Annotated in this window: 23 protein-coding genes; 10 read left to right on the forward strand and 13 right to left on the reverse strand. The window is 67.7% G+C overall.

The window, feature by feature from the left end; genetic code table 11:
• The first annotated feature begins 20 nt into the window (after positions 1 to 20).
• The gene (locus tag G6N57_RS28205) at positions 21 to 824 is read left to right on the forward strand and encodes an SDR family oxidoreductase (RefSeq protein WP_077743439.1); all 804 of its coding nucleotides are present in this window, start codon (positions 21 to 23) and stop codon (positions 822 to 824) included.
• Here G6N57_RS28205 and G6N57_RS28210 read toward each other — a convergent pair.
• Positions 804 to 2,255, reverse strand: a complete 1,452-nt coding sequence (locus tag G6N57_RS28210) for a lipase maturation factor family protein (protein ID WP_077743438.1) — start codon at positions 2,253 to 2,255, stop codon at positions 804 to 806. The genes G6N57_RS28205 and G6N57_RS28210 overlap by 21 nt on opposite strands.
• A gap of 78 nt (positions 2,256 to 2,333) precedes the next feature.
• On the reverse strand, positions 2,334 to 3,725 hold the full coding sequence (locus G6N57_RS28215; RefSeq protein ID WP_077743437.1) for a cytochrome P450: 1,392 nt from the start codon (positions 3,723 to 3,725) through the stop codon (positions 2,334 to 2,336).
• A gap of 92 nt (positions 3,726 to 3,817) precedes the next feature.
• Here G6N57_RS28215 and G6N57_RS28220 point away from each other — a divergent pair, with 92 nt between their 5' ends.
• The 5 genes from G6N57_RS28220 to G6N57_RS28240 all read left to right on the forward strand — a co-directional run bounded on the left by G6N57_RS28220 (position 3,818) and on the right by G6N57_RS28240 (position 12,527).
• Complete coding sequence (locus tag G6N57_RS28220; RefSeq protein WP_077743436.1) at positions 3,818 to 4,471, forward strand: TetR/AcrR family transcriptional regulator; 654 nt, start codon at positions 3,818 to 3,820, stop codon at positions 4,469 to 4,471.
• Positions 4,472 to 4,507: 36 nt separating this feature from the next.
• The gene (locus G6N57_RS28225) at positions 4,508 to 9,049 is read left to right on the forward strand and encodes an ATP-dependent helicase (protein WP_077743435.1); all 4,542 of its coding nucleotides are present in this window, start codon (positions 4,508 to 4,510) and stop codon (positions 9,047 to 9,049) included.
• Positions 9,050 to 9,091: 42 nt separating this feature from the next.
• A complete protein-coding gene (locus G6N57_RS28230; protein ID WP_077743434.1) occupies positions 9,092 to 10,039 on the forward strand; it encodes an SDR family NAD(P)-dependent oxidoreductase in 948 nt (315 codons plus the stop codon).
• 3 nt (positions 10,040 to 10,042) lie between these two features.
• The gene (nei2, locus tag G6N57_RS28235) at positions 10,043 to 10,795 is read left to right on the forward strand and encodes an endonuclease VIII Nei2 (protein WP_077743433.1); all 753 of its coding nucleotides are present in this window, start codon (positions 10,043 to 10,045) and stop codon (positions 10,793 to 10,795) included.
• 76 nt (positions 10,796 to 10,871) lie between these two features.
• The gene (locus G6N57_RS28240; RefSeq protein ID WP_077743432.1) at positions 10,872 to 12,527 is read left to right on the forward strand and encodes an HNH endonuclease signature motif containing protein; all 1,656 of its coding nucleotides are present in this window, start codon (positions 10,872 to 10,874) and stop codon (positions 12,525 to 12,527) included.
• Positions 12,528 to 12,533: 6 nt separating this feature from the next.
• Here the strand turns inward: G6N57_RS28240 and G6N57_RS28245 are convergent, their stop codons facing one another.
• The gene (locus G6N57_RS28245) at positions 12,534 to 12,815 is read right to left on the reverse strand and encodes an FAD-dependent oxidoreductase (protein ID WP_322790645.1); all 282 of its coding nucleotides are present in this window, start codon (positions 12,813 to 12,815) and stop codon (positions 12,534 to 12,536) included.
• A gap of 95 nt (positions 12,816 to 12,910) precedes the next feature.
• Here G6N57_RS28245 and G6N57_RS28250 point away from each other — a divergent pair, with 95 nt between their 5' ends.
• Positions 12,911 to 13,426, forward strand: coding sequence for a GNAT family N-acetyltransferase (locus G6N57_RS28250; RefSeq protein WP_077743431.1), 516 nt, complete (start codon positions 12,911 to 12,913; stop codon positions 13,424 to 13,426).
• Here G6N57_RS28250 and G6N57_RS28255 read toward each other — a convergent pair.
• Together G6N57_RS28255 and G6N57_RS28260 are read right to left on the reverse strand one after the other, a co-directional pair.
• Entirely contained in the window at positions 13,416 to 14,567 is a 1,152-nt protein-coding gene (locus G6N57_RS28255) for a fatty acid desaturase family protein (protein ID WP_077743430.1), read from the reverse strand. The genes G6N57_RS28250 and G6N57_RS28255 overlap by 11 nt on opposite strands.
• Before the next feature lie 27 nt (positions 14,568 to 14,594).
• Positions 14,595 to 15,674 carry a ferredoxin reductase gene (locus tag G6N57_RS28260; RefSeq protein WP_077743429.1) on the reverse strand — a complete coding sequence of 360 codons (1,080 nt, stop codon included), beginning with the start codon at positions 15,672 to 15,674 and terminating at the stop codon, positions 14,595 to 14,597.
• Between the two features lie 71 nt (positions 15,675 to 15,745).
• On the opposite strand from G6N57_RS28260, the gene G6N57_RS28265 reads away from it, so the two are divergent.
• Both G6N57_RS28265 and G6N57_RS28270 read left to right on the forward strand, forming a co-directional pair.
• Positions 15,746 to 16,438 (forward strand): TetR family transcriptional regulator, encoded by a 693-nt coding sequence (locus G6N57_RS28265; protein WP_075921717.1) that lies wholly within the window; start codon positions 15,746 to 15,748, stop codon positions 16,436 to 16,438.
• A gap of 9 nt (positions 16,439 to 16,447) precedes the next feature.
• Positions 16,448 to 17,239, forward strand: coding sequence for an enoyl-CoA hydratase/isomerase family protein (locus G6N57_RS28270; RefSeq protein ID WP_077743428.1), 792 nt, complete (start codon positions 16,448 to 16,450; stop codon positions 17,237 to 17,239).
• Between the two features lie 3 nt (positions 17,240 to 17,242).
• Here G6N57_RS28270 and G6N57_RS28275 read toward each other — a convergent pair whose 3' ends face one another.
• The 5 genes from G6N57_RS28275 to G6N57_RS28295 are packed head-to-tail and all read right to left on the reverse strand — an operon-like array spanning position 17,243 to position 22,726.
• Positions 17,243 to 17,854, reverse strand: a complete 612-nt coding sequence (locus tag G6N57_RS28275) for a hypothetical protein (RefSeq protein ID WP_077743427.1) — start codon at positions 17,852 to 17,854, stop codon at positions 17,243 to 17,245.
• A complete protein-coding gene (locus G6N57_RS28280; RefSeq protein WP_077743426.1) occupies positions 17,851 to 18,621 on the reverse strand; it encodes an SDR family NAD(P)-dependent oxidoreductase in 771 nt (256 codons plus the stop codon). Before G6N57_RS28280 ends, G6N57_RS28275 begins: the two co-directional genes overlap by 4 nt.
• A gap of 39 nt (positions 18,622 to 18,660) precedes the next feature.
• Positions 18,661 to 19,515, reverse strand: a complete 855-nt coding sequence (locus tag G6N57_RS28285) for a pseudouridine synthase (protein ID WP_077743425.1) — start codon at positions 19,513 to 19,515, stop codon at positions 18,661 to 18,663.
• A 7-nt stretch (positions 19,516 to 19,522) separates the two neighbouring features.
• A complete protein-coding gene (locus G6N57_RS28290) occupies positions 19,523 to 21,268 on the reverse strand; it encodes a glycerol-3-phosphate dehydrogenase/oxidase (RefSeq protein WP_065461505.1) in 1,746 nt (581 codons plus the stop codon).
• Between the two features lie 42 nt (positions 21,269 to 21,310).
• Entirely contained in the window at positions 21,311 to 22,726 is a 1,416-nt protein-coding gene (locus tag G6N57_RS28295; RefSeq protein WP_077743424.1) for an NAD(P)H-quinone dehydrogenase, read from the reverse strand.
• Positions 22,727 to 22,767: 41 nt separating this feature from the next.
• Here G6N57_RS28295 and G6N57_RS28300 point away from each other — a divergent pair, with 41 nt between their 5' ends.
• Entirely contained in the window at positions 22,768 to 23,235 is a 468-nt protein-coding gene (locus tag G6N57_RS28300; RefSeq protein ID WP_077743423.1) for a gamma-glutamylcyclotransferase family protein, read from the forward strand.
• A gap of 96 nt (positions 23,236 to 23,331) precedes the next feature.
• On the opposite strand, the gene G6N57_RS28305 is transcribed toward G6N57_RS28300, so the two are convergent.
• The 3 genes from G6N57_RS28305 to G6N57_RS28315 form a co-directional block, all read right to left on the reverse strand.
• On the reverse strand, positions 23,332 to 24,219 hold the full coding sequence (locus tag G6N57_RS28305) for a type IV toxin-antitoxin system AbiEi family antitoxin domain-containing protein (RefSeq protein ID WP_077743422.1): 888 nt from the start codon (positions 24,217 to 24,219) through the stop codon (positions 23,332 to 23,334).
• A 162-nt stretch (positions 24,220 to 24,381) separates the two neighbouring features.
• Positions 24,382 to 25,548: a M20 family metallopeptidase gene (locus G6N57_RS28310; RefSeq protein ID WP_077743421.1), complete on the reverse strand. Its 1,167-nt coding sequence runs from the start codon at positions 25,546 to 25,548 to the stop codon at positions 24,382 to 24,384.
• Positions 25,545 to 26,729: a M20 family metallopeptidase gene (locus tag G6N57_RS28315; RefSeq protein ID WP_077743420.1), complete on the reverse strand. Its 1,185-nt coding sequence runs from the start codon at positions 26,727 to 26,729 to the stop codon at positions 25,545 to 25,547. Before G6N57_RS28315 ends, G6N57_RS28310 begins: the two co-directional genes overlap by 4 nt.
• Between the last annotated feature and the right edge of the window lie 13 nt (positions 26,730 to 26,742).

A 26,742-nucleotide genomic window follows, 5' to 3' on the forward strand; every position in this document is an offset into this window, starting at 1 on the left:
AAAGTCTGTAAGCAGGAGGCATGCAGATTGAGAACTCGGTCGCGGTCATCACCGGCGCCGGATCAGGCATCGGCCGCGCACTGGCCGAATCGTTCGCCGCCGAAGGCGCCCGGGTGGTGGCCGCCGACCTCAACGGTGAGTCCGCCGAGCAGACCGCCGCGCAGATCCGGTCCGGCGGCGGGCAGGCGCTCGGAGCCCGGGCCGACGCGGGGGCCACGGCCGACATCGAGGCACTGACCGCCACTGCGTTCGGCCCGGTCGACATCTATGTCGCCAACGCAGGCATCATCGGCGCGCCGGGCCTCGGCACCGACCAGGACTGGGATGCGATCCTGGACGTCAACCTGCGCTCCCACATCAGGGCTGCGCAAGTGCTTGTCCCGCAATGGCTCTCGCGCGGTGGCGGGTACTTCGTCTCGGTCGCCTCGGCGGCGGGTCTGCTGTCCCAGATCGGAGCGGCCGGATACGCCGTCACCAAGCACGCGGCGGTCGGATTCGCCGAGTGGCTGGCCATCACCTACGGCGACGACGGCGTCGGGGTCAGCTGCGTGTGCCCGTTGGGGGTGGCCACCCCGCTGCTCGATGCGGTGCGCGCGTCAGCAGATCCGGATTCCGCGGCCGGTGCCGCGTCGATCGTGCAGTCCGGCGAGGTGATCAGCGCCCAGGACGTCGCGGCGGCCACTGTCGACGCGGTAAAGGCAGACCGGTTCCTCGTACTGCCGCACCCCCAGGTGCTCGACATGTACCGCCACAAGGGTTCCGATTACGACCGGTGGATCGCGGGCATGCGCCGGTATCAGCGGTCACTGCGCGCCGGCGGATGACCGCCCGGCCGACGGCAACGTTTGCGGCGGGACGTACACGCCGAGCGAGATACGGTGCCACCAGACATGGTCGCGACGCAGTTCGGTCCAGGTGCTGAACTCGTAGCGGTACAGCCGGGCGCGCACGTAACGGGGCGGTTCATCGGGGAATGGGTTGGACCGCAGCAGCTTCAGTGTGTCCCGGTCGTTCTCCAGGAGTCTGGTCAACAGCATGCGCAGCCAACCGTGGGCGTACGCCGGCGATATGGCCGCGAACCACATCAGCCAGTCCAACCGCAGATGGTAGGGCGCGAACTGGCGCGGCCACCGACGGACATCGCCTGGCTTGCCCTTGAACTCGTATTCCTTCCAGACGGTGTGGTCGCTCAACTGCGGGTCCGAGGTGCCCTCCAACACCACCTCATCGCGCGTGCGGCCTACCGTGCCGAACGCCCCGTAGGAGTTCACCAGGTGATACCGGTTGTAGGAGGCGTTCATCCGCTGCCGCCTGGAGAAGAGATTGCGCGCGGGCCAGTAGCTCAGGGTCGCCACCCCAACGGCGAAGGCGGTCACCACGACGACGAACCAGATTGGGGTCTGGCCGAATTGGTGTTCGGGCACCGGGAGCAGCACGGCTGCAGTGGAATCCGAGAGCGCACTGAAGGCGAGAACGATGGTGATCCAGTTGAGCCAGGCGAAGTTGCCCGACGCCACCAGCCACAGCTGGGTGATGATCACGACGATCGCCGCCCAACTCGCCACCGGCTGCGGGGTGAACAAGGCGAACGGCACGACGAGTTGGGCGAAGTGGTTGCCGGCCACCTCCACTCGGTGCAGCGGCTTGGGCAGGTGGTGGAAGAACCAGCTCAGCGGGCCAGGCATGGGCTGTGTCTCGTGGTGGTAGTACAAGCAGGTGAGGTTGCGCCAGCACGGGTCGCCGCGCAGCTTGATCAGGCCCGCGCCGAACTCGACGCGGAACAACAGCCAGCGGGCCAGCAGCAGCACCAGAAGCGGAGGCCCGACGTCATCGTTGCCCAGGAACATCACCAGGAACCCGGCTTCGAGAAGCAACGACTCCCAGCCGAACGAGTACCACGTCTGCCCGACGTTGACGATCGACAGGTACAGCACCCAGACCAGCAACCAGGTCGGCATCGCGGCCCACAACGGCACCAGGTCCCCGAAGCCCGCCAGCAGGGCCGCTGAGAACACCGCCCCGGCGATACACACGCAGGCGAAAAAGCGGTCCGAGTAGTGGAACTGGAACAGACTCGGGGCGCTGCGGAACGAGTTGGCGGCCAGGAACCGAGGTATCGGGAGCAGCCCCCGCTCACCGAGCAGCCCGCGGAACTGCCGGGCCGCCACGATGAACGCGATCAGGTAGATCGCGGCGGTCCCCCGCTGCAATACCTGTCTGGCCAACCAATATTCGTCTGCGATGAACCATTCCATGCGCGGACCTGCCGACGTTGCGGGTCTGTCCACCATGACGGTACCCCGATTCGGGGCGTTTCATGCGCATACGGCGGGCTAGCGCCTCCGCAGCGCCAGCCGGAATCCGGACGGCATCATGGTCAGGCGTTCCTGGACCTGCAGGGTGTAGTCCGGTTCGGCAGTCAGGTCGTAGCGCCGGATCAGTACCGCCAGCATCAACACCGCCTCGTGGAGGGCGAACTGTCTTCCGATGCAAGATCTTTCGCCGGTACCGAACGGCTTGTACAGCCCACCCGGCCGGGCCCGCATCTGTTCCGGGGCGAACCGGTCGGGATCGAATGCGTCCGGGTCGGGGCCCCACCGTGGATCACGATGCAGGGTCGAGGTCAGCGCCAGCGCCCAATCTCCCTTGCGCATCGGATGGATTCCGGCGAGCACGGTGTCCTGGCGGGCAGCCCGGTAATAGGCCGGCACCGTCGGCTGCAGTCGCAGGGACTCGTCGAGAATCCGCCGAACGTAACGCAGTTTGGCGATCTTCTCGAATTCGGGCCGCGTCACGCGGCCCCACACCGCGTCGATCTCGGCGCGGGCACGGTCGAACACGTCCGGATGTTGCGACAGGAAGTACAGCGCGAAGGACAGTGCACCGGAGGTGGTTTCGTGCCCGGCGATCAGAAAGTTGATCAGCTGGTATCGGATGTTGGCGGCGTCGAGATCGGACTCCAGCATGATCTGCAGCAGATCGTCATGATCGCCCGAGGGCTGCCCACGCCGCGCGGCGACGATGTCGTCGGCCAGTTCGTGCAGATACTTCGCATCAGCGCGGACCTGGCGCTCGTAACGGCGATAGACGAAGGCCGGAAGGAACGTCTCACGCAGCACCCCGAGGCGGTCGGCTCCGAGGAGCGCGGACACCATGTGGGAGACGAACGGGTGCATCGTGTCGTCCTGGAAGCACCTGAACGAGTAACCCGCCGCGCAGCGCCCGATGGTTTCCAGCGTCACTCGGGTGGTGTCGGCCGAGACATCGACCGTCTCGCCCCGGTCGGCCCGCTGATCCCAGCGGTCGGTCAGCTCATCGGCAACGTCGAACATCACTCCGTGATAGCGACGCATCGCGGCCTGGCTGAATGCGGGCATCAGCAGCTGATGGGCCTTGTGCCAGTTCGGTTCGTCGTTGTACGCGGTGAACAACCCGTCCCCGCCGACGATCCGCAGTGCCTCGATATCGGGTCCGACATGCTTGCAGAAGCGGGCTTCGTCGTTGAGGTCGGCGACCGCGTCGGCACCGGCGGCGACCACGTAGCGGGCGCCCAGGAACCGGAACTCGCAGACCGGCCCGAGTTCGGCCATGCCCATCGCGTTCTGCATCGACGAATCGGGCTGGATACCGAACACGTCACCGAGCAACGGCACCCGCCGCGGCGGGTGGGGCAGTCTCGGATACCTGGCCCCCTCGTTTGAGGTCTGCGCGCCCACGACGGTCATGGCACCACGATTCCGCCTTGTTATACATGTGTCAAGTAAGGCCGCGATCCCGCATCCGCCGCGGCGAACAGCCCTGGCGTTAAGCTGCAGACGTGGGTGCCGAGTCGAGACGCCGGCTGTCCCCCGCCGACAGACGCAACGAGCTGCTGGCGCTGGGAGCCGAGGTGTTCGGCCAGCGACCGTACGACGAGGTCCGCATCGACGAGATCGCCGAACGCGCCGGGGTGTCCCGGGCCCTGATGTACCACTACTTCCCCGACAAACGGGCCTTCTTCGCCGCCGTGGTGCAGGCCGAGGGCGAGCGCTTGTTCGAGGCCACCAGCACGCGTCCCGAGCCCGGCCAGAGCCTGTTCGGCCAGTTGCGCGCCGGTGTGCTGGCCTACCTGCGCTACGACGAGGAGCATCCGCACGGCGCGTGGGCGGCGTACATGGGGCTGGGCCGCACCGACCCGGTGCTGCGCGGCGTCGACGACATCGACAACGACCGCCAGGCCGACCGGATCATGGGCCGGATCGCCGACACCGTCTCCGAACCCTTGGACGCCAAGGTCGAACGCGACCTGCGGGCCACCGTCTACGGCTGGCTGGCCCTGACCTTCGAGATGTGCAGGCAACGGCTCAAGGACCCGTCGATCGACGCGGGCTTCGTCGCCGACACCTGTGCGCACGCCCTGCTCGACGCGGTCAGCCGGGTACCCGGGCTGCCTGCCGAACTGGTCTGCGCTGCCGCTGCTGACCAGCGCTGACGCCCACTTGTCGGTGGTGCGCGGCAGTATAGCTGGGTGGCCACCCCGCCGGTCGATCCGTTGGCCCGGTTCAGTGCTCTGACCCGGGAGTGGTTCACGGCTGCCTTCCCCGCGCCGACGGCCGCCCAGGCACAGGCCTGGTCCGCGATCGCGGAGGGACACAACACCCTGGTCATCGCACCCACCGGCTCGGGCAAGACCCTCGCAGCGTTCCTGTGGGCCATCGATGAGCTGGCCCGGTCGCATGCCGAGCCGAGGTCGGGCACGACAGTGCTCTATGTGTCGCCGCTCAAGGCCCTGGCCGTCGATGTCGAACGCAACCTGCGTACCCCGCTGACCGGGATCACCCGGGTCGCCGAGCGGCACGGGGTGCCCGCCCCGTCGATCAGTGTCGGGGTCCGTTCCGGGGACACCACCCCCAGCCAGCGGCGCGCGATGCTGAGCAAGCCGCCCGACATCCTGATCACCACCCCGGAGTCGCTGTTCCTGATGCTGACTTCGGCGGCCCGCGAGACGCTGGCCTCGGTGCGGACCGTGATCGTCGACGAGGTGCACGCCGTCGCCGCCACCAAACGCGGTGCGCACCTGGCACTCTCACTCGAACGGCTGGATCAGCTGCTCGACAAGCCCGCCCAGCGGATCGGGCTGTCCGCGACGGTGCGTCCTCCCGAGGAGGTGGCCCGGTTCCTGTCCGGTCAGGCACCCACCACCATCGTGGCCCCGCCTGCGGCCAAGACCTTCGACCTCTCGGTCCAGGTTCCGGTTCCGGACATGGCCAACCTCGACAACAACAGCATCTGGCCCGACGTCGAGGAACGCATCGTGGACCTGATCGAGGCGCACCAGTCCTCGATCGTGTTCGCCAATTCCCGCAGGCTGGCCGAGCGCCTGACCTCCCGGCTCAACGAGATTCACGCCGAGCGCTCCGGCATCGAGCTGTCGATGGACCACAATCCGCAGGTGGGCGGTGGCGCACCGGCCCAGCTCATGGCCAGCGGCCAAGCCAATGGCGCACCGCCGCTGCTGGCCCGGGCCCACCACGGTTCGGTGAGCAAGGAGCAACGCGCCCAGGTCGAGGACGACCTCAAGAGCGGGCGGCTGCGCGCCGTGGTCGCCACGTCCAGCCTGGAGCTGGGCATCGACATGGGGGCCGTCGATCTGGTGATCCAGGTCGAGTCACCGCCCTCGGTGGCCAGCGGGCTGCAGCGCATCGGGCGGGCCGGCCACCAAGTCGGCGAGATATCCCAGGGCGTGCTGTTCCCCAAGCACCGCACCGACCTGATCGGCTGCGCGGTGACAGTGCAGCGCATGCGCTCCGGTGACATCGAGACCATGCACGTCCCGGCCAACCCGCTCGACGTGCTGGCCCAGCACACGGTGGCCGTCGCTGCCCTGGAACCCGTCGACGCCGACGCGTGGTTCGACGCGGTGCGGCGCAGCGCACCGTTCGCGACCCTGCCACGCAGCGCATTCGAGGCCACCCTGGACCTGTTGTCCGGGAAGTATCCGTCCACCGAGTTCGCCGAGCTTCGGCCGCGGCTGGTGTACGACCGTGACCACGGAACGCTGACCGCGCGTCCCGGCGCCCAGCGCCTGGCCGTCACCTCCGGCGGGGCCATCCCCGACCGCGGCCTGTTCACCGTCTACCTGGCCACCGATTCCGAAAAGCCTTCCCGGGTCGGGGAACTCGACGAGGAGATGGTCTACGAGTCGCGTCCTGGCGATGTCATCTCCCTGGGCGCCACCAGTTGGCGGATCACCGAGATCACCCATGACCGGGTGCTGGTGATCCCGGCGCCGGGGCAACCCGCGCGGCTGCCGTTCTGGCGTGGCGACAGTGTGGGGCGGCCGGCCGAGTTGGGCGCGGCCGTCGGGGCGTTCACCGGTGAACTCGCCGCGCTCGGCCGGGCCGAGTTCGACGAGCGCTGCCGGGCAATGGGTTTCGCCGGTTTCGCCACCGACAATCTGTACCAGCTGTTGCACGATCAGCGGGAGTCCACCGGTGTGGTCCCGAGCGACACCACCTTCGTGGTGGAACGCTTCCGGGACGAGCTCGGCGACTGGCGGGTGATCCTGCATTCCCCGTACGGCCTGCGGGTTCACGGACCGCTGGCCCTTGCGGTGGGCCGCAGGCTGCGAGAACGGTACGGCATCGACGAGAAGCCCACCGCCTCCGACGACGGCATCATCGTGCGGCTACCCGACAGCGGCGAAACCCCGCCGGGTGCAGACCTGTTCGTGTTCGACGCCGACGAGGTCGAGCCGATCGTCACCGCGGAGGTGGGCGGCTCGGCGTTGTTCGCGTCCCGGTTCCGGGAATGCGCCGCGCGTGCCCTGCTCCTGCCGCGCCGGCACCCGGGCAAGCGTTCCCCGTTGTGGCATCAACGGCAACGCGCCGCACAGCTGCTCGACATCGCCCGCAAGTACCCGGACTTCCCCATCGTCCTGGAAACGGTGCGCGAATGCCTGCAGGACGTCTATGACGTGCCCGCCCTCATCGAACTGATGCGGCGGGTGGCACAACGCCGGCTGCGGGTGGTCGAGGTGGAAACCGCCACCCCGTCACCGTTCGCGGCCTCACTGCTGTTCGGCTATGTGGGTGCCTTCATGTACGAGGGCGACAGTCCACTGGCCGAGCGGCGAGCCGCGGCGTTGGCACTGGACACCGTGCTGCTGTCCGAACTGCTGGGCCGGGTCGAGCTGCGCGAGCTGCTGGACCCAGCCGTGGTCGCCTCGACGTCGGCCCAGCTGCAGCATCTGACGGAGGAGCGCGCGGCGCGCGATGCCGAGGCGGTGGCCGACCTGCTACGGATGCTGGGACCGCTGACCGAGGCCGAGATCGCCGCACGTGCCACCACCGAGGCGATCGGCGGCTGGCTCGACGGGCTGCACGCCGCCAAACGGGCGCTGCCGGTGACGTATGCCGGACAGACGTGGTGGGCCGCGGTGGAAGACATCGGTCTGCTGCGCGACGGGGTCGGCGCGCCAGTGCCCGTCGGGGTGCCCGCGGCGTTCACCGAATCCGTCGACGATCCGCTCGGAGATCTGATCGGCCGCTACGCCCGCACCCATGGACCGTTCACCACCACCGAAGTCGCCGCCCGGTTCGGATTGGGTCTACGGGTGACCGCAGATGTGTTGGGCCGCATGGCCGTCGACAACCGGCTGGTGCGGGGAGAGTTCACCGGAGCCGCCCCGGCGGCGACATTGGGTCGCGCGACTTCCGAGGAATGGTGCGATGCCGAGGTCCTGCGGATCCTGCGTCGTCGTTCCCTAGCCGCGCTGCGGGCTCAGGTCGAACCGGTCAGCACCGCGGCCTACGGCCGTTTCCTGCCCTCCTGGCAGCACGTCGGCTCCAGCCACAGCTCGGGGATCGACGGGCTGGCAGCGGTGATCGAGCAGCTCGCCGGCGTTCCCATTCCCGCGTCGGCGGTGGAGTCACTCGTCTTCGGGCAACGGGTCCGCGATTACCAACCGGCCATGCTCGACGAGCTGCTGGCCTCCGGTGAGGTGATGTGGTCGGGCGCCGGGCAGATCGGCGGCAGCGACGGATGGGTGGCATTCCATCTCGCCGAGACCGCACCGCTGACACTGCCCGTCGCCGCCGAGATCGAGTTCACCGATACCCACCGGGCGATCATGGAGACGCTGGGCCACGGCGGGGCGTACTTCTTCCGTCAGCTCACCGACCAAGCCGCCGAATCTGAGCTGAAAACCGCGCTGTGGGAGCTGATCTGGGCGGGATGGGTCACCGGGGACACATTCGCTCCGGTACGGGCGATGCTGACCGGTCCGCGGCGTTCGGGCGCGCCGGCGCACCGGCAGCGTCAACGTCCGCCCCGGCTCAGCCGCTACAGCGTGGCACGCCCACACAACCGCGCGGCCGACCCGATGGTGTCCGGCCGATGGTCGGCATTGCCTGGGGTGGAACCGGATTCGACCGTGCGGGCCCATTTTCAGGCCGAATTGCTGCTGAACCGGCACGGGGTGCTGACGAAGGGAGCGGCTGCCGCCGAGGGCGTGCCCGGCGGGTTCGCCACCCTGTACAAGGTGTTGAGCGCGTTCGAGGACGCCGGCCGCTGCCAACGCGGATATTTCGTCGAGTCCCTCGGCGGAGCCCAGTTCGCCGCGGCTTCCACAGTGGACCGATTGCGGTCCTACCTCGACGGGGTCGACCCGCAGCGGCCCGAATACCACGCCGTCGTTCTCGCGGCGACCGACCCGGCCAACCCGTACGGTGCCGCCCTGGCGTGGCCGGAGCGCGGCGGTGACGACACCCACCGCCCCGGGCGTAAGGCCGGAGCCCTGGTTGCACTGGTCGACGGGCAACTGGTCTGGTTCCTGGAGCGCGGGGGCCGGACCCTGCTCAGCTTCAGTTCCGACGCCGAGACTCAGCGGGCCGCCGCGGGCGCCCTGGCCGAACTCGTGAGCTCCGGGCGCATGCCGGCGCTGCTGGTCGAGCGGATCAACGGGGTCGCGGTACTCGATCCTGGCGTCGACGCGGACCGCGCCGCCGTGCAGGATGCTCTGACCGGGGCCGGATTTTCCCGCACTCCGCGTGGCCTACGGCTTCGGTAGCCTCGGGGAACAGTGCCCGGGCATGCGTTGTTGTTGACACGCATGACCGCTCCCATCACCACACCCTTCGGCTTCGAATCGACCGCCTCGGAGGTGATCGCCGGAGTCGACCTGTCCGGGCGCTCGGCCGTCGTCACCGGCGCGGCCTCGGGCATCGGCACCGAAACGGCCCGGGCGCTCGCCGCCGCCGGCGCCGCAGTGACGTTGGCTGTCCGTGACGCCGCTGCAGGAGATCGCGTCGCCGCCGAACTGCGCGCGTCGACCGGAAACAGCGACATCAGGGCCGCCACCCTCGACCTGGCCGATCTCGGCAGCGTGAGCTCGTTCGCGCGTGCCTGGTCCGGACCGCTGCACATTCTGGTCAACAACGCGGGAGTGATGGCGGTTCAGGAGCTCACGTTGTCGCCCACCGGTCACGAATTGCAGTTCGCGACGAACCATCTCGGCCATTTCACTCTCGCCACCGGCCTGCACCGGGCGCTGTCCGCGGCCGGCGGCGCCCGCGTGGTCTCGGTCAGCTCGTCCGGGCACCTACGCTCCCCCGTCGTGTTCGACGACATCGACTATGCGTTCCGCGACTACGACCCGTTCGGGGCGTACGGCCAGTCCAAGACCGCGAACGTGCTGTTCGCCGTCGAGGCTGCCCGCCGCTGGGCCGACGACGGCATCACCGCGAACGCTCTGATGCCCGGAGGCATCCTCACAGCACTGCAGCGCCACCTTGATCCGGCGTACGGAGCGGAGGCGGCCCAGCGGTTCGAGCAGGCGGGCAGCCAGCTCAAGACCGTTGAACAGGGGGCCGCCACCTCGGTGCTACTGGCGGCCTCGCCCCTGCTGGAAGGCGTCAGCGGACGGTACTTCGACGATTGCAACGAAGCGAAAGTCGTGGATCGCCGCGATGAGTTCGGGATATCCGGTGTCGCCCGATACGCGCTGGACCCGTCCAACGCCGAACGACTCTGGGAGCATTCTCTGAAGCTGGTTGAATAGGGTATGCCCGAAGGCGACACCGTCTTCCACACCGCCACGGCACTACGGACCGCTCTGGCGGGAAAATCCTTGACTCGATGCGATATTCGCGTTCCGCGCTATGCCACCGTCGATCTCACCGGGCAGGTCGTCGACGAGGTGCTGAGCCGGGGAAAGCACCTGTTCATCCGGGTGGGTCCGGCCAGCATTCACTCTCACCTCAAGATGGAGGGCAGCTGGCGCATCGGGTGGTCCAAAGTCGCGCCGCACCGCATCCGCGCCTTGCTGGAGACCGCCGACACCCGGGCCACCGGAATCGACCTCGGCGTCCTCGAAGTCCTGGACCGCGACATCGACATGGAAGCGGTCGAGCACCTCGGTCCGGACCTGCTCGGCCCTGACTGGGAGCCGCGCACCGCGGCAGCCAATCTGACCGCCGATCCCGGACGACCGCTGGCCCCGACCCTGCTTGATCAGCGGGTGATGGCCGGTGTCGGCAATGTCTACTGCAACGAACTGTGTTTCGTGTTCGGACGGCTGCCGACGTCACCCGTCAGCACCCTGCCCGATCCACTGCGCGTCGTGCAGCGCGCCCGGGACATGCTGTGGCTCAACCGGTCCCGGTGGAACCGCACCACCACCGGTGATACCAGGCCCGGACGGCAGCTGTGGGTGTACGGGCGCGCCGGTGAGCCCTGCCGCCGCTGCGGGACGCTGATCGAGACCGATGCGGGCGGTGAGCGGGTCACGTACTGGTGCCCGTCCTGCCAGACGTAATCCCGTTGCGCATCAGTGCCTGTGGACCAAACGCGATCCGCACAACTTGTCACCTTGCAGTGGCATAATCGAATGTATGTTCGATAGGTTGTCTGATGTGGAGTTGATCGACCAGATCAGCGCTGCCACGCGGGCCGAGTCGATGGCGATCGCGGCCCGGCTGGCCGCGATCGGGGCGCTGGACCGCCTGCGTGAGCAAGAACTCGTCGACAGGATTTACTGGCGCACCGACCCGTTCGAAGAAGTCTCGGCAGAGGTATCGGCGGCGATGCGGATCAGCCGGGGCCGCGGCGGCACCCAGGTGCATCACGCCCGAGTGCTGCGCGACAAACTGCCCCAGGTGGCGGCCCGCTTCGCCGTCGGCGACATCGACTACCGGGTGGTGCGCATGATCATCGCCCGCACCGAGACCACCGACCCCTCGGTGTGGGCCGAACTGGACGCCGAACTCGCCGCCCGGGCGGCTCAGTGGATGCGGTTGTCGGAAAAACAACTGCGCGTACGGGTCGATCACTGGGTGGCCACCCACGACCCGAACGGGCAGCGGATACCGCCGGATCTGGCGCAGGACCGGTTTGTACAGATCGATGCGGGCAGCCCGGGTACGGCCACGATCTGGGCGAATGTGGATGCCGAGGACGGCGCGGCGCTGGATCAACGCCTGGATGCGTTGGCCGACACGGTGTGTGAGCATGATCCGCGCAGCCGGGAGCGGCGCCGCGCCGACGCGATCGGACCGCTGGCGCGGTTGGAAGCCCAGTTGGTGTGCCGGTGCGGGCGGGATGATTGCCCGGCCGCGCAGAAACGGGCGGCCGCGGATGCGGCGGTGGTACATGTGTTGGCCGAGCAAGCCACCCTGGATGGCACCTCGAACGATCCGGGATATCTACCCGGGTACGGGATCCTGCCCGCCGACCGAGTGCGTGACCTGGCGGGCAGAGCCCGGCTCAAGCCGGTGCGGGTACCTGCCGCATCCAGCGCTCCGGCCACACCGGGTGCGGTGGCTGACACGTCTGAGGCGACCGAACCCGGCGAGGCGATGACAGCGACCGACACGGCTGACTCCGGTGTGCCGGGAGAGACCAGCGCGCCAACCGGATCCGGTGAGGTGGCTGAGCCCGGCGAGTCGGCTGACTTATCTGAGCCGGCCGAATCCGACGGGTCTGCTCCACGCAGCGCCCCCGCCGCCTCTGAGGCCTCCAGGCCGGGGTATCGACCCTCGGTGGCGTTGTCGGAGTTCATCCGCTGGCGGGATCTGACCTGCCGCTTCCCCGGCTGCGACGCACCCGTGCAACGCTGCGACATCGACCACACCGTGCCCTACCCCCAAGGCCCGACCCATCCCTCCAACACCAAGCTCTACTGCCGCGCCCACCACCTACTCAAAACGTTCTGCCCCGGCTGGTCAGACCGTCAATTACCCGACGGCACAGTCCAAATCACCACACCCACCGGCCACACCCACACCACCGAACCCCACGGCGCCGCCATATTCCCCACCCTCGGCATCCCGACCGGCGACCTCGATCCCGAACCACCAGGCCCGACCCCGAACGCAAACCCGCACCGGGCCGTGAAGATGCCCAAACGCTCACGCACCCGCGAACAAGACCGCCACGACCGCATCAACCAAGAACGACAACTACGCGCCGAACTCAACCACGACATCGAAACCGAACGCCAATACCAAGCCTGGCTCGCCGAAGAACACGGACCACCCCCACCATTCTGATGCCCCCTAGCTGGCTGTCACGGCCAGCGCCTGGGCGACCTCCTGCGCCACACGGAGGCCGGACTCGATCGCGCCTTCGATGTATCCGGCGTGATCACTTGCGGTTTCGGTGCCCGCCCAGTGGATGTCGCCGACGTATTCATCGGTATGCCATGACTTCTCGTGCCAGCTGACCGGATCGAGCACTTCCGGCCCGATGTGACCGATCAGGGGTTCCAGCACAGCCTTTCGGCGTGCGTCGACACTGAGGACGTCGAGGTCACGGGCCGCAGGTCCGCCGACGAGCACGCACAGGTGACCCGGGCCGCCACGCGGACGGCGCGCAGCCTGACGTAGGCCATCGGAATCCCTCCCTCGACTGAGCGTCAGCTTAGGGTGAAAACATGACCAACACCGTCGTCCGCGCTACGTCACCGGACGACCTCGACGCGATCAGCTCCATCTATGCCCACCATGTCGAGACCGGAGTGGCCACGTTCGAGTTGATCCCGCCGCACCGCGAGGAGTGGGAGCGCCGGCTGGCGACGGCTCGGGAACGTGAATTGCCGTTCCTCACGGCGGTACTCGATGACGAGATCGTCGGCTACGCGTACTGCGCGCCGTGGAAGCTCCGGCCGGCCTATCGGCACACCGTCGAGAACTCGATCTATCTCACCCCGCAGTGCGCCGGCCGCGGTATCGGAACGGCGCTGCTGCAAGGGCTTCTGGACGGCTGCGCTGCAGCAGGCATCCGTGAGGTCATCGCCGTGGTGGTCGACACCGACGAGGCAGCGGCATCCCTTGCCCTGCACCGCAAGCACGGCTTCGCAGAAGCCGGCCGCCTGCGGGCGGTGGGCCACAAGCACGGACGATGGCTCGACACGGTGCTGCTGCAGTGCAGCCTCCCGGTCAGCAGTTGACGAGTTCGGGCTCGCAGATCGGCTGCGAAGCCGGGTGTCGTGCGGACTCTTTGGCTGTGGACTCGGCCACAACGGGCTCGGGATCCTTGGGCTTGCTGCCCCACGGGAACGCCAGCCGGACGATCTTGCGGACCACCGAGGCGAACTGCTTGTGGATCGGGCCGGTGTTGTACGGCAGCCCGTAGCGCTGGCAGATCTCCTTGACCTCACCGGAGATCTCGGCGTAACGGTGCGCCGGGATGTCCGGGAACAGGTGGTGTTCGATCTGGAACGACAGGTTGCCGCTGAAGATGTGGAACCACTTGCCGCCGGACAGGTTCGCCGAACCCAGCAGCTGGCGGTAGTACCACTGCCCACGCGTCTCGTCCTGGGTTTCCTCGATGGTGAACTCGTGGGTGCCCTCGGGGAAATGCCCGCAGAAGATGATGGTGTAAGACCACACGTTGCGCATCAGATTGGCAGTCATGTTGCCCGCGAACACGAACGGCGCGAACGGGCCGGCGAGCAGCGGGAAGGCCACGTAGTCCTTGACGGTCTGCTTGCGGACCTTCGCCCACATCTCGCGCAGCATGTCCTTCTTGTCGCGCAGCTTGATCTCACCGGTGCGGATGCGCTCGGTCTCGAGCTCGTGCAGCGCGACGCCGTACTGGAAGAACACCATCAACAGGAAGGCGTACAAGGGATTACCCAGGTAGTAGGGGCTCCATTTCTGGTCCTCGCTCATGCGCAGGACGCCGTAACCGATGTCGCGGTCCATGTCGACGATGTTGGTGTAGGTGTGGTGCATGTAGTTGTGCGAGTGGCGCCACTGATTCGACGGGCAGGCCGAATCCCATTCGAAGTTCTGGCCCCGCAACGCCGGATCGCCCATCCAGTCGTACTGGCCGTGCATGACGTTGTGGCCGATCTCCATGTTGTCGAGGATCTTCGACAGTCCGAGCATCACGGTGCCGACGGGCCAGGCCGGCGGCAGGAACAGCAGAGCGCGGCCGCCGATTTCGAGCTTGCGCTGCATCTTGATGATGTCGCGGATGTAGGTGGCGTCGCGCTCGCCGAGATCGGCGATCGCCTTTTCACGGATGGCGTCGAGTTCGGCGCCGAAGGTTTCGAACTGTTCGGGGGTCAAGGTGTAGTGAGTCATGTCTGCGCCTTTCAGGGTCGATAGATCTCAAAGGTCGATGACGACGTCGCCGACGGGTGCGGTGACGCATATTTCGATGTCCTCGCAGTCGGCGGTGGAGATCGCGCCGGTGATCAGGTTGCGAACCGCGCCGCGAGTCTTGGATCGCGTGCAGGTGTGGCAGATGCCCATGCGGCAACCGCTTTCCGGGGTGAGGCCGGCAGCCTCGGCCTGAACCAAAAGCGGTTGGCCGTCGTCGGTCACCTCCACGTCGCTGTCGGCGAATCGGACGGTGCCGCCGGTCGATCCAGTCGGCACTGCGAACACCGGTGGCACGAAGCTCTCCGAGTGCGCGTCGGGACGAACCTCACGCACCGCGTCGACCAATGCCGGCGGGCCACAGACGAACACCGCATCGGGCTCAGCGCCGGCGAACGCCTCCGCCAGGTGAGCGGGACCGAAGTATCCGTCCAGATCCCCGGCGACCCCGTCGCGGGTGTAGCCGTGCAGGATCCGCACCCCGGCCGAGCCCATGGCGGCCAACTCAGTGCGGTAGCAGGCTTCGTCGACGCCACGTGCGTAGTGGATGAAGGTGATCTCGCCGGTGAACGCCTGTGCACGCAACGTACGCAGCATCGACATCACCGGGGTGATACCGCTGCCACCCGAGACGAACAGGATGCGTCGGGGAAGCACGGCGGGCAGGACGAAATCGCCCCCGACCGAATCGAGCCCGAGAACCATGCCGGGGTAGGCGTGGTCGCACAGGTAGTTCGATACCAGCCCGCCGTCGTGGCGACCGACGGTCAGCTCCAGGTGGCGAGCCCCTTCGGCACTGGCCGGCGAGTAGCACCGGGTGCGGCGTCGTCCGTTGATCTCGACGGAGAGATTGATGTGCTGCCCAGCCCGAAAGCCGGCGAAAGCCGCATTGGGTTCGAGGGTCAGCGTGACGCTGCGCGGCGTCTGCCGCCGCACCGCGATCACCTTGGCGCGGGCGTCGCCCAGCGTCCAGGTCGGCTCGACCAGCTCGGTGTAGCGATCAACTCCGTGCGGGCCGGTAAGCAGGTTTGCGAGCGCACTCACGCGCGGTGCCGCCAGCACCCGCCTTGCGATTGTTTGAGTGAACATGTGTACACAGTGCGCGTGCACAGGCGACTCTGTCAACGATAAAAACCCAGCGAGTGGTAGGGTTCACACCAGTGAACAGACGTACGCCCAATTCACGAACATCCACGTCACGACCGCGACGAACCGAATCGTCGTCGCGGTCGCGGGACACGCTGTCCAGGGAAGAGCGCAAAGAGGCCACCCGGCGCGCGATCATCACCGCAGCGTTGACCCTGCTGGAAGACCGCAGCTTCAGCGCGCTGTCCCTGCGGGAGGTCACCCGGGAGGCGGGCATCGTGCCCGCCGCGTTCTACCGGCACTTCGACTCGATGGATGCGCTCGGCCTGGTGCTCATCGACGAGTCGTTCCGGTCCCTGCGCGACATGCTTCGCGGTGCGCGCGCCGGCAAGCTCGACCCCCATCACGTCATCGAATCCTCGGCCGAGATCCTGATCGGCAGCTTCAACGACCGGCGCGAACACTGGCGGTTCATCGCCCGCGAACGCTCCAGCGGGGTCTCGGTGCTGCGCTACGCCATTCGCACCGAGATCCGGTTGATCACCTCGGAGCTCGCGATCGACCTGGCCCGGTTCCCCGCCCTCAAGGACTGGAGCAGCGAGGATCTCAACATCCTGGCCAACCTGTTCGTCAACGCGATGATCTCGATCGCCGAGAGCCTGGAAGATGCAGGAGACGCGGCGGCAGTCGACGCCATTCACCGCACCGCGGTCAAACAACTACGGATGATCGCCGTCGGCGTCAACGGGTGGCACAGCACCGGCTAGGGTCCGGTCATGTCCCCTGCGCAGCCACTCGACCTTGCCTACCCGCGGCCCGATATCGCCGTCATCACGCTCAATCGGCCCGACAAGCTCAATGCGTTGTCGTACGAACTGGTCGAGGCGCTGCATGCCACGCTCGACGAGATCGCGGCGAACAACGAGTGCCGGGTCGTGGTGCTCACCGGCGCCGGACGCGGATTCTGCTCGGGCCTGGACCTGAGCGATCCGAATCCACCCGAGGCCGGCGGCGGCACCGAGTTTCCCCGCTCCGGCATGCGCTGGCAGGAACGCATCGCGAACCTGACGGTCAAGCTGCACCGGCTGCGCCAGCCCGTCATCGCCGCGGTCAACGGCGCGGCCTACGGCGGTGGCTTCGCGCTGGCCGCGGCCAGCGACATCCGCATCGCGGGCCCGGCGGCGAAGTTCTGCACGCAGTTCATCAAGCTCGGTATCGGCGGCTGCGACATCGGGGTGAGCTACACCCTGCCCAGGATCATCGGTGCCGGCCCCGCGTTCGACCTGATCCTGACCGCGCGGGCGGTCGACGCACCCGAGGCACTGCGGCTCGGCCTGGTCACCCGGGTGGTCGACGACACCGCGGATCTGCTCGGCGCCGCCCTGGAGATCGCCGAAACTCTGTGTGGTTACGGGAAATTCGGTCTGGAATCGACCAAGCAGGTGCTGTGGGCCAATCTCGATGCCGGCTGCCTGGAAACGGCTCTCCACGTGGAGAACCGCAGCCAGATTCTGTCGGTCGGCACCGGCAGCCTGAGCGGGTCCGCCCAGTTCACGAAGCGCAAGTGAGAGTCACAACCTCTTCCCGTCGATCGGCACGAGCCACAGGAATCCGATCACGAGCAACCAGGCCAGCATGACGGCAACGAAGACGCACCCTGCGATCCGAAGGCGCCGAGGCGAAGTGAAAGGCAGCGTGATCACGACCATGGCCGCCATGACGCCGAGTCCACCGACAAACGATTTGGCGGCGACGAACGAACCCACGAGCCCGGCCACCACAGCCAACGGGATGACCCACCGGTAGTACTCACGCGGTATGCCGAACGGCAACATCGCTCCGTCGGCAGGCAGCACCAGATCGGGCCGATAATGCGCCAGCCAGCGCCCGATCTGCCCGGTGGGCCATTCCTTCTCGAACTCATGGGGGTAGATCGGGTCCGCACCCTGCGCGCAGATGGCCCACGCATTGAAGACGATTCGAATCGACCCGCTCATGTTGACCATGTCGATGCCGGTGATGTCGCGCCACGCGAGCTGCACTGCCTCCCCGCGCCGTTCGAACGTGATCCCGGCCGGCGACATCGTCAAAGTCTGACGCGCCCGACTGCGCCACACCCGGGTGCTGTCGGCACCGTGCAGTACGACCGGCACGGTGAAGTCGTCGCGTACCGGAGCAGTCATCGAGGTGTGCCACCACCGTCGACGATGACCACCTGCCCGGTCATGTAACTGCCTGCGTCCGAGCACATGAGCAGCGCGGCACCGACCATCTCGTCCGGGGTGGCCAGGCGCTTCATCAAAGTGCCGCCCTTCATGAGGTCGATGGCCTCCTGCGGGTTGTTGCGCATCATGTCGGTGTCGACCGGTCCCGGCGCCAAAGCGTTCACGCGGATGCCCAGCGGGGCGAATTCGGCCGCCATCGAGCGGGTCACCGACATCAGCGCGGCCTTGCCCGAGGCGTAGATCGACAGCGCCGGCGCGAAATTGAACGCTCCGACCGACACCATGTTCAGCACCGCCGCCTTCGGGCTGGCCTTCAGATGCGGCAGCGCGTGCTGCACCAGGAACACCGGCCCGCGCAGGTTCACCTCATAGGACTTGGCCCAGGCCTCCGGCGTCATCTGCCCCAACGGCTGCGCGAGCGCGTTGGCGGCGTTGTTGACCACCACGTCGATCCCGCCGAACTCGGCGACCGTGCGCTCCACCAGCACACCGAGATCGTCGATGTTGCCGCTGTGCGTGGGCACTCCGATCGCCTGTCCCCCGAGCTCGCGCAGATGCTCGGCGGCCCGTTCGCAGGCATCGGCCTTGCGGCTGGCGACCACCACGCGCGCGCCGGCCAGCGTAAAGCCCTCGGCGAGAGCCAATCCGATGCCACGGGTGCCACCGGTCACGATCACGGTCCGGTCGGTCATGTCGAACAAATGGTCAAAAGTCTCACGGTTCACCCCGTCAGTAGAACATCACCATGGTCCGGCCACGCAAGGTCAGCCCAATACGCGGGAACTGACGAACTCGCGGTCTTCGCCGGTGATCGGGTCGGTGAACTCGAGGCGGTGGGCCAGCAGCTGCAGCGGACTCCCGAAATCGTCGGGTGCTACGTCGATCACGTTGGGGTACAGGGAGTCAGCGATGATCGGCAACCCGATCGAGGCCATGTGCACGCGCAACTGATGCGTCCGCCCGGTCCGCGGCGACAGCCGGTACAACCCGTTTGCCATGTCCTCGATGTACGTCTCGGCGTTGGGCTCGCCGGGCTCCTCGAAAGCCTGTAACTGCCCGCGGTGCTTGATGATCCGGCTGCGCAATGTGGCAGGCAGCGGCACCGTCGCCGTGCCGTCGGAGCGAGCCAGATACGTCTTGCGAGTACCGCCCTCGGCGAACAGCCGCTGATATCGGCCCCGGACCTCGCGGCGCGCGGTGAACAGCAGCACACCCGCGGTCAGCCGGTCCAGCCTGTGCGCGGGGCTCAGTTCCGCCAGACCCAGTTCGCGACGCAGCCGCACCAGCGCGGTCTGCACGACGTGCCCGCCACGGGGCATGGTGGCCAGGAAATGCGGCTTGTCGACCACCACGATGTCGTCGTCGCGGTACAGCACCGGAATGTCGAACGGCACCTCCACCTCGTCGACCAGGTCGCGGTAGAAGTAGACGTGCGCGCCGGCAGGCAACGTCGTCGTCGCGTCGACCGTCGTGCCGTCCGGCAGGACCACCTCTCCGGCAAGCACTTTCGCGCCGATGCCGAACCGCTGCTCCAGCTCGTCGTACACATTGCCGCCCAAGAGGCGCAGCCGCGCCGGGCCCAGACCGTCACGCACCGGCAGCGGCGGGCGCTCTCTCAAGATCGCGTCAATTCAACGGCACGGGTTCGAGAATCTCGGCGCGCGCCTCCGGCGCGGCCTGGCGCAACGCATCGGCGGACTCGTCGTCGGGCTGGGTCTGGGAAAGCACCTCGGCCTCCACCCGGGCGATGTAGGTGGCGACCTCACGGTCGACGTCCTCGGCGGTCCAACCCAGCACGGGCGCAACCACTTCGGCGACCTCACGCGCACAGTCGACGCCCCGGTGCGGGTACTCGATGGCAATCCGCATCCGCCGGGCCAGAATGTCCTCGAGATGCAGCGCCCCTTCAGCGGCGGCGGCGTAGTAGGCCTCGACCTTGAGATACACCGGCGCATCGGTGATCGGAGCCAGCAGCTCGGGCTTGTCCTCCGCCATCTTGAGCACCTCACCGATCAGCGAGCCGTAACGATCCAGCAGGTGCCGGACGCGGTACGGGTGCAGCCCGTAATGCTTCCCGACGAACTCCGTCTGGTTGATCAAGGCGAAGTACCCGTCGGCCCCCATCAACGGGACCTTCTCGGTGATCGAGGGGGCCACCCGGGCCGGGATGAACTCCGCGGCAGCGTCGATCGCGTCGGCCGCCATCACCCGGTAGGTGGTGTACTTCCCGCCCGCGATGGCCACCAGACCCGGCGAGGGCACCGCGACGGCGTGCTCACGCGAGAGCTTGGAGGTTTCCTCACTCTCACCGGCCAGCAGCGGACGCAGCCCCGCGTACACGCCGTCGATGTCATCGTGGGTCAGCGGGGTGGCCAACACCGTGTTGACGTGGCCCAGGATGTAGTCGATGTCGGCCTTGGTCGCGGCGGGATGCGCGAGGTCCAGATTCCAGTCCGTGTCGGTGGTGCCGATGATCCAGTGCGTGCCCCACGGAATGACGAACAGCACCGATTTCTCGGTGCGCAGGATGATCGCCACCTCGCTGACGATCCGGTCGCGTGGCACCACGATGTGCACACCCTTGGAGGCACGCACCCGGAACCGGCCGCGTTCCTTGGACAATGCCTGGATCTCGTCGGTCCACACCCCGGTGGCGTTGACCACGACATGGCCCCGCACCTCGGTGATGGCCCCGTCCTCGGAATCGCGCAGCGTGACACCCACCACGCGATCACCTTCGCGCAGCAACGCCACCACCTGGCTGGACGAGCGCACCACCGCGCCGTAGTGGGCGGCGGTACGCGCCACGGTCATGGTGTGGCGGGCGTCGTCGACGACCGTGTCGTAGTAGCGGATCCCGCCGATGAGCGAGCTGCGCTTGAGCCCGGGAGCCAACCGCAGCGCCCCGGCCTTGGTCAGATGCTTTTGTGCCGGAACGGATTTCGCGCCACCGAGCTGGTCATAGAGGAAGATGCCCGCCGCGATGTACGGCCGCTCCCACCAGCGGTTGGTCAGCGGGAACAGGAACGGCAACGGTTTCACCAGGTGCGGTGCGAGCGTGGTCAGGCTCAGCTCCCGCTCGTACAGGGCCTCGCGAACCAGCCCGAACTCCAACTGCTCGAGGTAGCGCAGCCCGCCGTGGAACATCTTGGAGCTGCGACTGGACGTGCCCGACGCGAAGTCACGGGCCTCGACCAATGCCACTTTCAGTCCCCGGGTGGCCGCGTCCAACGCCGCACCGGCGCCGACGACACCGCCGCCGATCACCACCACGTCGAATTGTTCGCTGCCGAGTCGTTGCCAGGCTTGCGCCCTTTGCTGCGGACCGAGGAAGGTTTGCCCATCGCCCGGTGCTGAGATCGGGTCAGTCACGATCCCCAGGCTACGTGGGTGAGGTGGGATCTGCCCGATTCTCTAGTCCAGGTCGTCGTGTTTCATCAACTGACGCGCCGCCTCGGTGATCGAGCCGGACAACGACGGGTACACCGAGAAGGTCTGGGCCAGCTCGTCGACCGGGATGCCGTTCTGCACGGCCAGCGCGATCGGCAGGATCAATTCGGAGGCGATCGGCGCCACCACCACGCCGCCGATAACCACGCCGGTGGCCGGACGGCAGAAGATCTTGACGAAGCCGCGGCGCAGGCTGGACATCTTGGCCCGGGCGTTCGTGTTGAGCGGCAGCGTCAGGGTGCGGGCCGGCACGGATCCGTCGTCGATCGCGGCCTGCGGCACTCCGACCGCGGCGATCTCGGGCCGGGTGAACACCGCCGCGGCGACGGTTCGCAGCCGGATCGGGGCCACCGCCTCGCCCAGAGCGTGATACATCGCGATGCGTCCCTGCATGGCCGCCACCGAGGCCAGCGGCAGCAGGCCGGTGCAGTCGCCGGCCGCGTAGATGCCGGGCACCGAGGTCCGCGACACGCGGTCGACGTTGAGGTAGTTGCCCGGTCCGAGCTCGATGCCGACGCGCTCCAGCCCTAGGCCGCCCGTGTTGGGTACCGAGCCGACGGTCATCAGGGCGTGGCTGCCCTCGACGACCCGGCCGTCGGCCATGGTGACCCGGACGCCGTCGTCGGTACGGGTGACCGATTCGGCGCGGGCGTTCTTGATGAGCGTCACACCGCGCTCGGAGAACACTTCCTCCAGCACGGCGGCGGCGTCGGAGTCCTCGTGCGGCAGGATCTGGTCGCGGCTGGCCACCACCGTCACGGTCACGCCGAGCTCGGTGTAGGCGTTGACGAACTCGGCGCCGGTGACACCCGAGCCCACGACGACAAGGTGTTCGGGCAGCGATTCGAGGTCGTATAGCTGGCGCCAGTTGAGGATGCGTTCCCCATCGGGCGCCGCATTGGGCAGTACGCGGGGGCTGGCGCCGGTGGCGATCAGCACCACATCGGCGGTGAGCTGGCTCACCGCGCCGTCCGGACCGGTGACCTTGACGCGGTGCTGCGCCATGCCCGGGACGTCGTCGATGAGTTCGCCACGGCCCGCGATCAACTCGATTCCCTCGCTGCGCAGCCGCCCGGCGATGTCGTCGGACTGCGCCGTCGCGAGGTTCTTGACCCGCTCGTTGATCTGCGGCAGCGAGATCTTGGATTGCTCGAAATCCAGTGAATACCCCAGGTTGGGGGCTCGACGGAGTTCGGTGCGCACACCCGTGGAAGCGATGAACGTCTTGGACGGCACGCAGTCCCACAGCACGCAGGCGCCACCGATGCCGTCGCAGTCGACGATGGTGACGTGAGCGACCTCCGGGCCGCGGGCGGCGGCGACAAGTGCCGCCTCATATCCGGCGGGTCCGCCGCCGATGATCACGATGCGGGTAGCCACGGGACTAACCTAACCAACTTCGCCGATTAAGCTGTCTTACCGTGCCGCTGTACGCCGCGTATGGATCGAATATGCACCCGGAGCAAATGCTCGAGCGGGCTCCGCACTCGCCGATGGCGGGTACCGGGTGGCTGCACGGCTGGCGCTTGACGTTCGGCGGTGAGGACATCGGCTGGGAAGGCGCGCTGGCCACCGTCGTCGAGGACCCGCTGTCGAAGGTGTTCGTCGTGCTCTACGACATGACGCCGGCCGACGAGCAGAGCCTGGACCACTGGGAAGGGTCCGAGCTCGGGTTCCACAAGAAGATCCGCTGCCGGGTGGACCGGCTCTCGTCGGACACCACCACCGATCCGGTGCTGGCTTGGCTGTATGTCGTCGACGCCTGGGAGGGCGGCCTGCCCTCGGCGCGCTATCTCGGGGTGATGGCCGACGCCGCGGAGATCGCCGGCGCGCCGGCGGAGTACGTGCACGATCTGCGCACCCGCCCCGCCCGCAACATCGGTCCGTAGCTGGTCCCCCTCCCCCTGCACCGCCAGGCCCCTGGCACCGCGAGCGTGCGCGTCTGCCGCCCGACACGCCGCATTTCGTCAGCATTCTGAGCACCCTCACGCCGCGCGAGCGGAACTCAGCTGCCCGTTGATCCGCGCCACCAGCTCGCCACGTCGTTCTCTGACGTCCTCGAAGACAATTCCGATGACGGTCCACCCGACCTTCATCAATGCGGCGGTACGTCTTCGGTCGTTGCTCAACGCATCGGGATTGGCGTGCCAATCCAAGCTGTCGTACTCGACCGCGACCTTCTGGTGCGGCCACGCGAAGTCGAGACGTCTGAGATTCCCGTTCCCGTCGACCACCTCGTACTGCAATTCCGGCACCGGCAAGCCGCCGTCGAGCATGACCAACCGCGCCTCACTCTCCATCGGTGACTCGGCGCGCCCGTCGGCGAGCGCGATCAGGTTGCGGACAGCGACGATGCCGCGACGTCCGGCCTGGTCCAGGGCCGCCCGCCAGAGATCGGCCCGCGTGCACGTGCCGCTTCGCAACGCGGCGTCCAGGGTGGCCAGAGCTCGTGGCCGACGTAGCGTCCGGGCCACCTCGATGGCGGTCCACGCCGGCGCCGCGACGTATCTGCCATCGACGGAAATCAGTGGCGCGCCATCCCTTCGATGCACCACCAATCCGTCTGCCGAACGCAGTTGGCAGCCTGGCGGATTGAGGACGTGCAAGTCAGCCGATCCCTCGGTGTCGAATCCGTGCACGGCTGCGGCGCTGGCCAGACAGAGGGGCACCTTCCGACCACACGCGAGATCCAGCCCACGCAACAGCAGCTGCTCTGTGGGCTCACCGTAGCAGTAGATACCGTGCCAGATCCTTTCCAGCGCACCGGACTCCACCGCAGATTCGAATGCGTGGCGCGTCAGGTGGGTCAGGATCTGTCCACTGGTGACCACACCGTTCTGTCGGTCGAGCAACTGCATCAATCGCGGGTCCATGCCGACGATCGTTGTTGGTACGCAAGACCTTCGGAAGATGCAATGTGCGGATCTGTGGATGAACTGCGCGCTGTGCACAACCGATCGCGACGAGCGTGCAGGCAATGCTCATGGTGCGCGGCGCGGCGGGCGGCAATCACGCACGCTCGCGGTGCAAGGGAACTAGGCAGAAGCGGCGACGATGTTGACCATCGTGCGCACACCCACGCCGAGCGCGCGCTCGTCGATGTCGAATGTGGGCTGGTGCAGGTCCAGCTGTGGTCCCTGTCCGCTCCACACGCCGAGCCGGCCCATGGCGCCGGGTACGTCTTCGAGGTACCAGGAGAAGTCCTCGCCGCCGCCGGACTGATGCGTGTCGGCCAGCGCGTCAGGGCCGACGGCTTCGATCGCGTGGGTCAGGATGCGGGTGGACACCTCTTCGTTGACCACCGGTGGCACCCCACGCCGGTAGTTGAGGCTGTGCTCGATGTTGAGCGGGGCCAGCAGCGCCGTAACCGTCTCTTCCACAATCGATTCCAGCGTCAGCCAGGTGTCGCGGCTCGCGGTGCGGATCGTCCCGGCCAGGGTGCCGATCTGCGGAATGGCGTTCGCGGCCACACCGGCATTGACCGCGCCCCACACCATCACAGTGTCGTGGCGAGGGTCGATCCGACGGGACAACACCCCGGGCAGCCCGGTGATCAGCGTGCCCAGCCCGTAGACCAGGTCACCGGTCAGGTGCGGCCGGGAGGTGTGCCCACCCGGCGAGTGCAGGGTGATCTCGATGGAGTCCGCTGCCGAGGTGATCGGGCCGGGCTTGGTGGCCACCCGGCCGACAGCCAGGCGCGGATCGCAGTGCAGCGCGAAAATCCGGTTCACCCCGTTCAGCACACCGGCGTTGATGGCGTCGATCGCGCCGCCGGGCATCAGCTCCTCGGCGGCCTGGAACAGCAGCCGCACCCCGACCGGCAACTCCGGCACCGACGACAGGACCATCGCCGTGCCCAGCAATACCGCGGTGTGCGCATCGTGTCCGCAGGCATGCGCGACGTTGGGCACCGTCGAGGCATAGGGCGCGCCGGTCCGGTCAGCCATCGGCAGGGCATCCATGTCGGCCCGCAGCGCGATCCGCGGGCCGTCCTCAGGCCCGAAGTCACACGTCAATCCGGTGCCGCCGGGCAGCACCTTGGGATTCAGCCCGGCCTCGGCCAGGTGCCGGGCGACGAACTCGGTGGTGGCGAACTCTTGCCGGCCCAGCTCCGGATGAGCGTGCAGATGCCGCCGCCAGGACACCATCTCGTCGTAGTTCGCCGACAGCCAGCGGGCAGCGGCGTGCTGCAACACACTCATGACGCCTGCCTCCGCTGCTGCGCGGCCAGCACGCGATCCCGCTCAGCCGGCGTCTCGGCCAGCCGAACGACGGTGCGCGCCAGCATGATTGCACCTTCGAGCACCGCCTGGTCCGCACTCGGCCCCACTGCCGCCGCGGTGAACGCCGGCTGGTGGATGGCGGCCCCGCCCGAGTCGATACCGATCACCGGATGGATACCGGGCATCACCTGGCTGATGTTGCCCATGTCGGTACTGCCAAGCGGCACACTCGCCTCCACGTTCTCCGGCAACGGGCTACGGCCCAGCCGCAGCATCTCGGCACGGATGGTCTCCGACAGCCACGGGTCGGGCGTCAGCTCGGCGTAGGCAGGCGCGATCTCGGTGACCCGGTGCTCGCAGCCCGTCGCCAGAGCTCCGGCTGAAAAACACCCGGCCATCCGGTCTTCCAGCTCACGCAGCGCGGACATGTCCGTGGCCCGCATGGTGTACCGCATCTCGGCCCGGCCCGGGATGACGTTGGTGGCCTCCCCGCCGTGAGTGACGATGCCGTGCACCATCTGCCCCGGCATGAGCTGCTGGCGCAACAGGCCGATCGCCACCTGCGCGACGGTGACCGCGTCACCGGCGTTGACTCCCAGATACGGCGCCACGGCGGCGTGTGACTCGCGGCCGGTGTAATCGACCGTGACCTCGGACAGCGCCAGCGAACGGGCCGCGGCGATATCCACCGGCCCGGGGTGCAGCATGACGGTCGCCGCGATGTCGTCGAACACTCCGGCGTTGAGCAGCAACACTTTTCCGCCGCCGAGCTCCTCGGCCGGGGTTCCGACGAGCACTACGGTCAGGCCCAGTTCGTCGGCCACGTCGGCCAGCGCCAGGGCGGTGCCGACCGCCGAGGCCGCAATGATGTTGTGCCCGCAGGCATGCCCGATCTCGGGCAGCGCGTCGTACTCGGCGCAGATCCCGACGACGAGCGGGCCGCTGCCGTAGGTGGCGCGGAACGCGGTATCCAGACCGCCGGCTCTCTCGGTGATCTCGAATCCGTACTCGGCCGCCAACGCTTGTGTCTTGGCGCAGCTGCGATGCTCGGCGAAGGCCAACTCCGGCTCGGCGTGGATCGAATGCGAGAGCTCGATCAGGTCGCCACGACGCCGGTTGATCGCGTCCTCGACGCTCAGCGAGGCAGTGGCAGACGGCATCCTCGCAGTATCT

The sequence above is a fragment of the Mycolicibacterium boenickei genome (genome assembly GCF_010731295.1).
Classification (GTDB): Bacteria; Actinomycetota; Actinomycetes; order Mycobacteriales; family Mycobacteriaceae; genus Mycobacterium; species Mycobacterium boenickei.

Coding starts and splice junctions, on each gene's coding strand:
- G6N57_RS28205 (WP_077743439.1), top strand. CDS start 21: ATGCAGATTGAGAACTCGGTCGCGGTCATCACCGGCGCCGGATCAGGC.
- G6N57_RS28210 (WP_077743438.1), bottom strand. CDS start 2,255: ATGGAATGGTTCATCGCAGACGAATATTGGTTGGCCAGACAGGTATTG.
- G6N57_RS28215 (WP_077743437.1), bottom strand. CDS start 3,725: ATGACCGTCGTGGGCGCGCAGACCTCAAACGAGGGGGCCAGGTATCCG.
- G6N57_RS28230 (WP_077743434.1), top strand. CDS start 9,092: ATGACCGCTCCCATCACCACACCCTTCGGCTTCGAATCGACCGCCTCG.
- nei2 (WP_077743433.1), top strand. CDS start 10,043: ATGCCCGAAGGCGACACCGTCTTCCACACCGCCACGGCACTACGGACC.
- G6N57_RS28240 (WP_077743432.1), top strand. CDS start 10,872: ATGTTCGATAGGTTGTCTGATGTGGAGTTGATCGACCAGATCAGCGCT.
- G6N57_RS28250 (WP_077743431.1), top strand. CDS start 12,911: ATGACCAACACCGTCGTCCGCGCTACGTCACCGGACGACCTCGACGCG.
- G6N57_RS28255 (WP_077743430.1), bottom strand. CDS start 14,567: ATGACTCACTACACCTTGACCCCCGAACAGTTCGAAACCTTCGGCGCC.
- G6N57_RS28260 (WP_077743429.1), bottom strand. CDS start 15,674: ATGTTCACTCAAACAATCGCAAGGCGGGTGCTGGCGGCACCGCGCGTG.
- G6N57_RS28270 (WP_077743428.1), top strand. CDS start 16,448: ATGTCCCCTGCGCAGCCACTCGACCTTGCCTACCCGCGGCCCGATATC.
- G6N57_RS28275 (WP_077743427.1), bottom strand. CDS start 17,854: ATGACTGCTCCGGTACGCGACGACTTCACCGTGCCGGTCGTACTGCAC.
- G6N57_RS28305 (WP_077743422.1), bottom strand. CDS start 24,219: ATGGACCCGCGATTGATGCAGTTGCTCGACCGACAGAACGGTGTGGTC.
- G6N57_RS28310 (WP_077743421.1), bottom strand. CDS start 25,548: ATGAGTGTGTTGCAGCACGCCGCTGCCCGCTGGCTGTCGGCGAACTAC.
- G6N57_RS28315 (WP_077743420.1), bottom strand. CDS start 26,729: ATGCCGTCTGCCACTGCCTCGCTGAGCGTCGAGGACGCGATCAACCGG.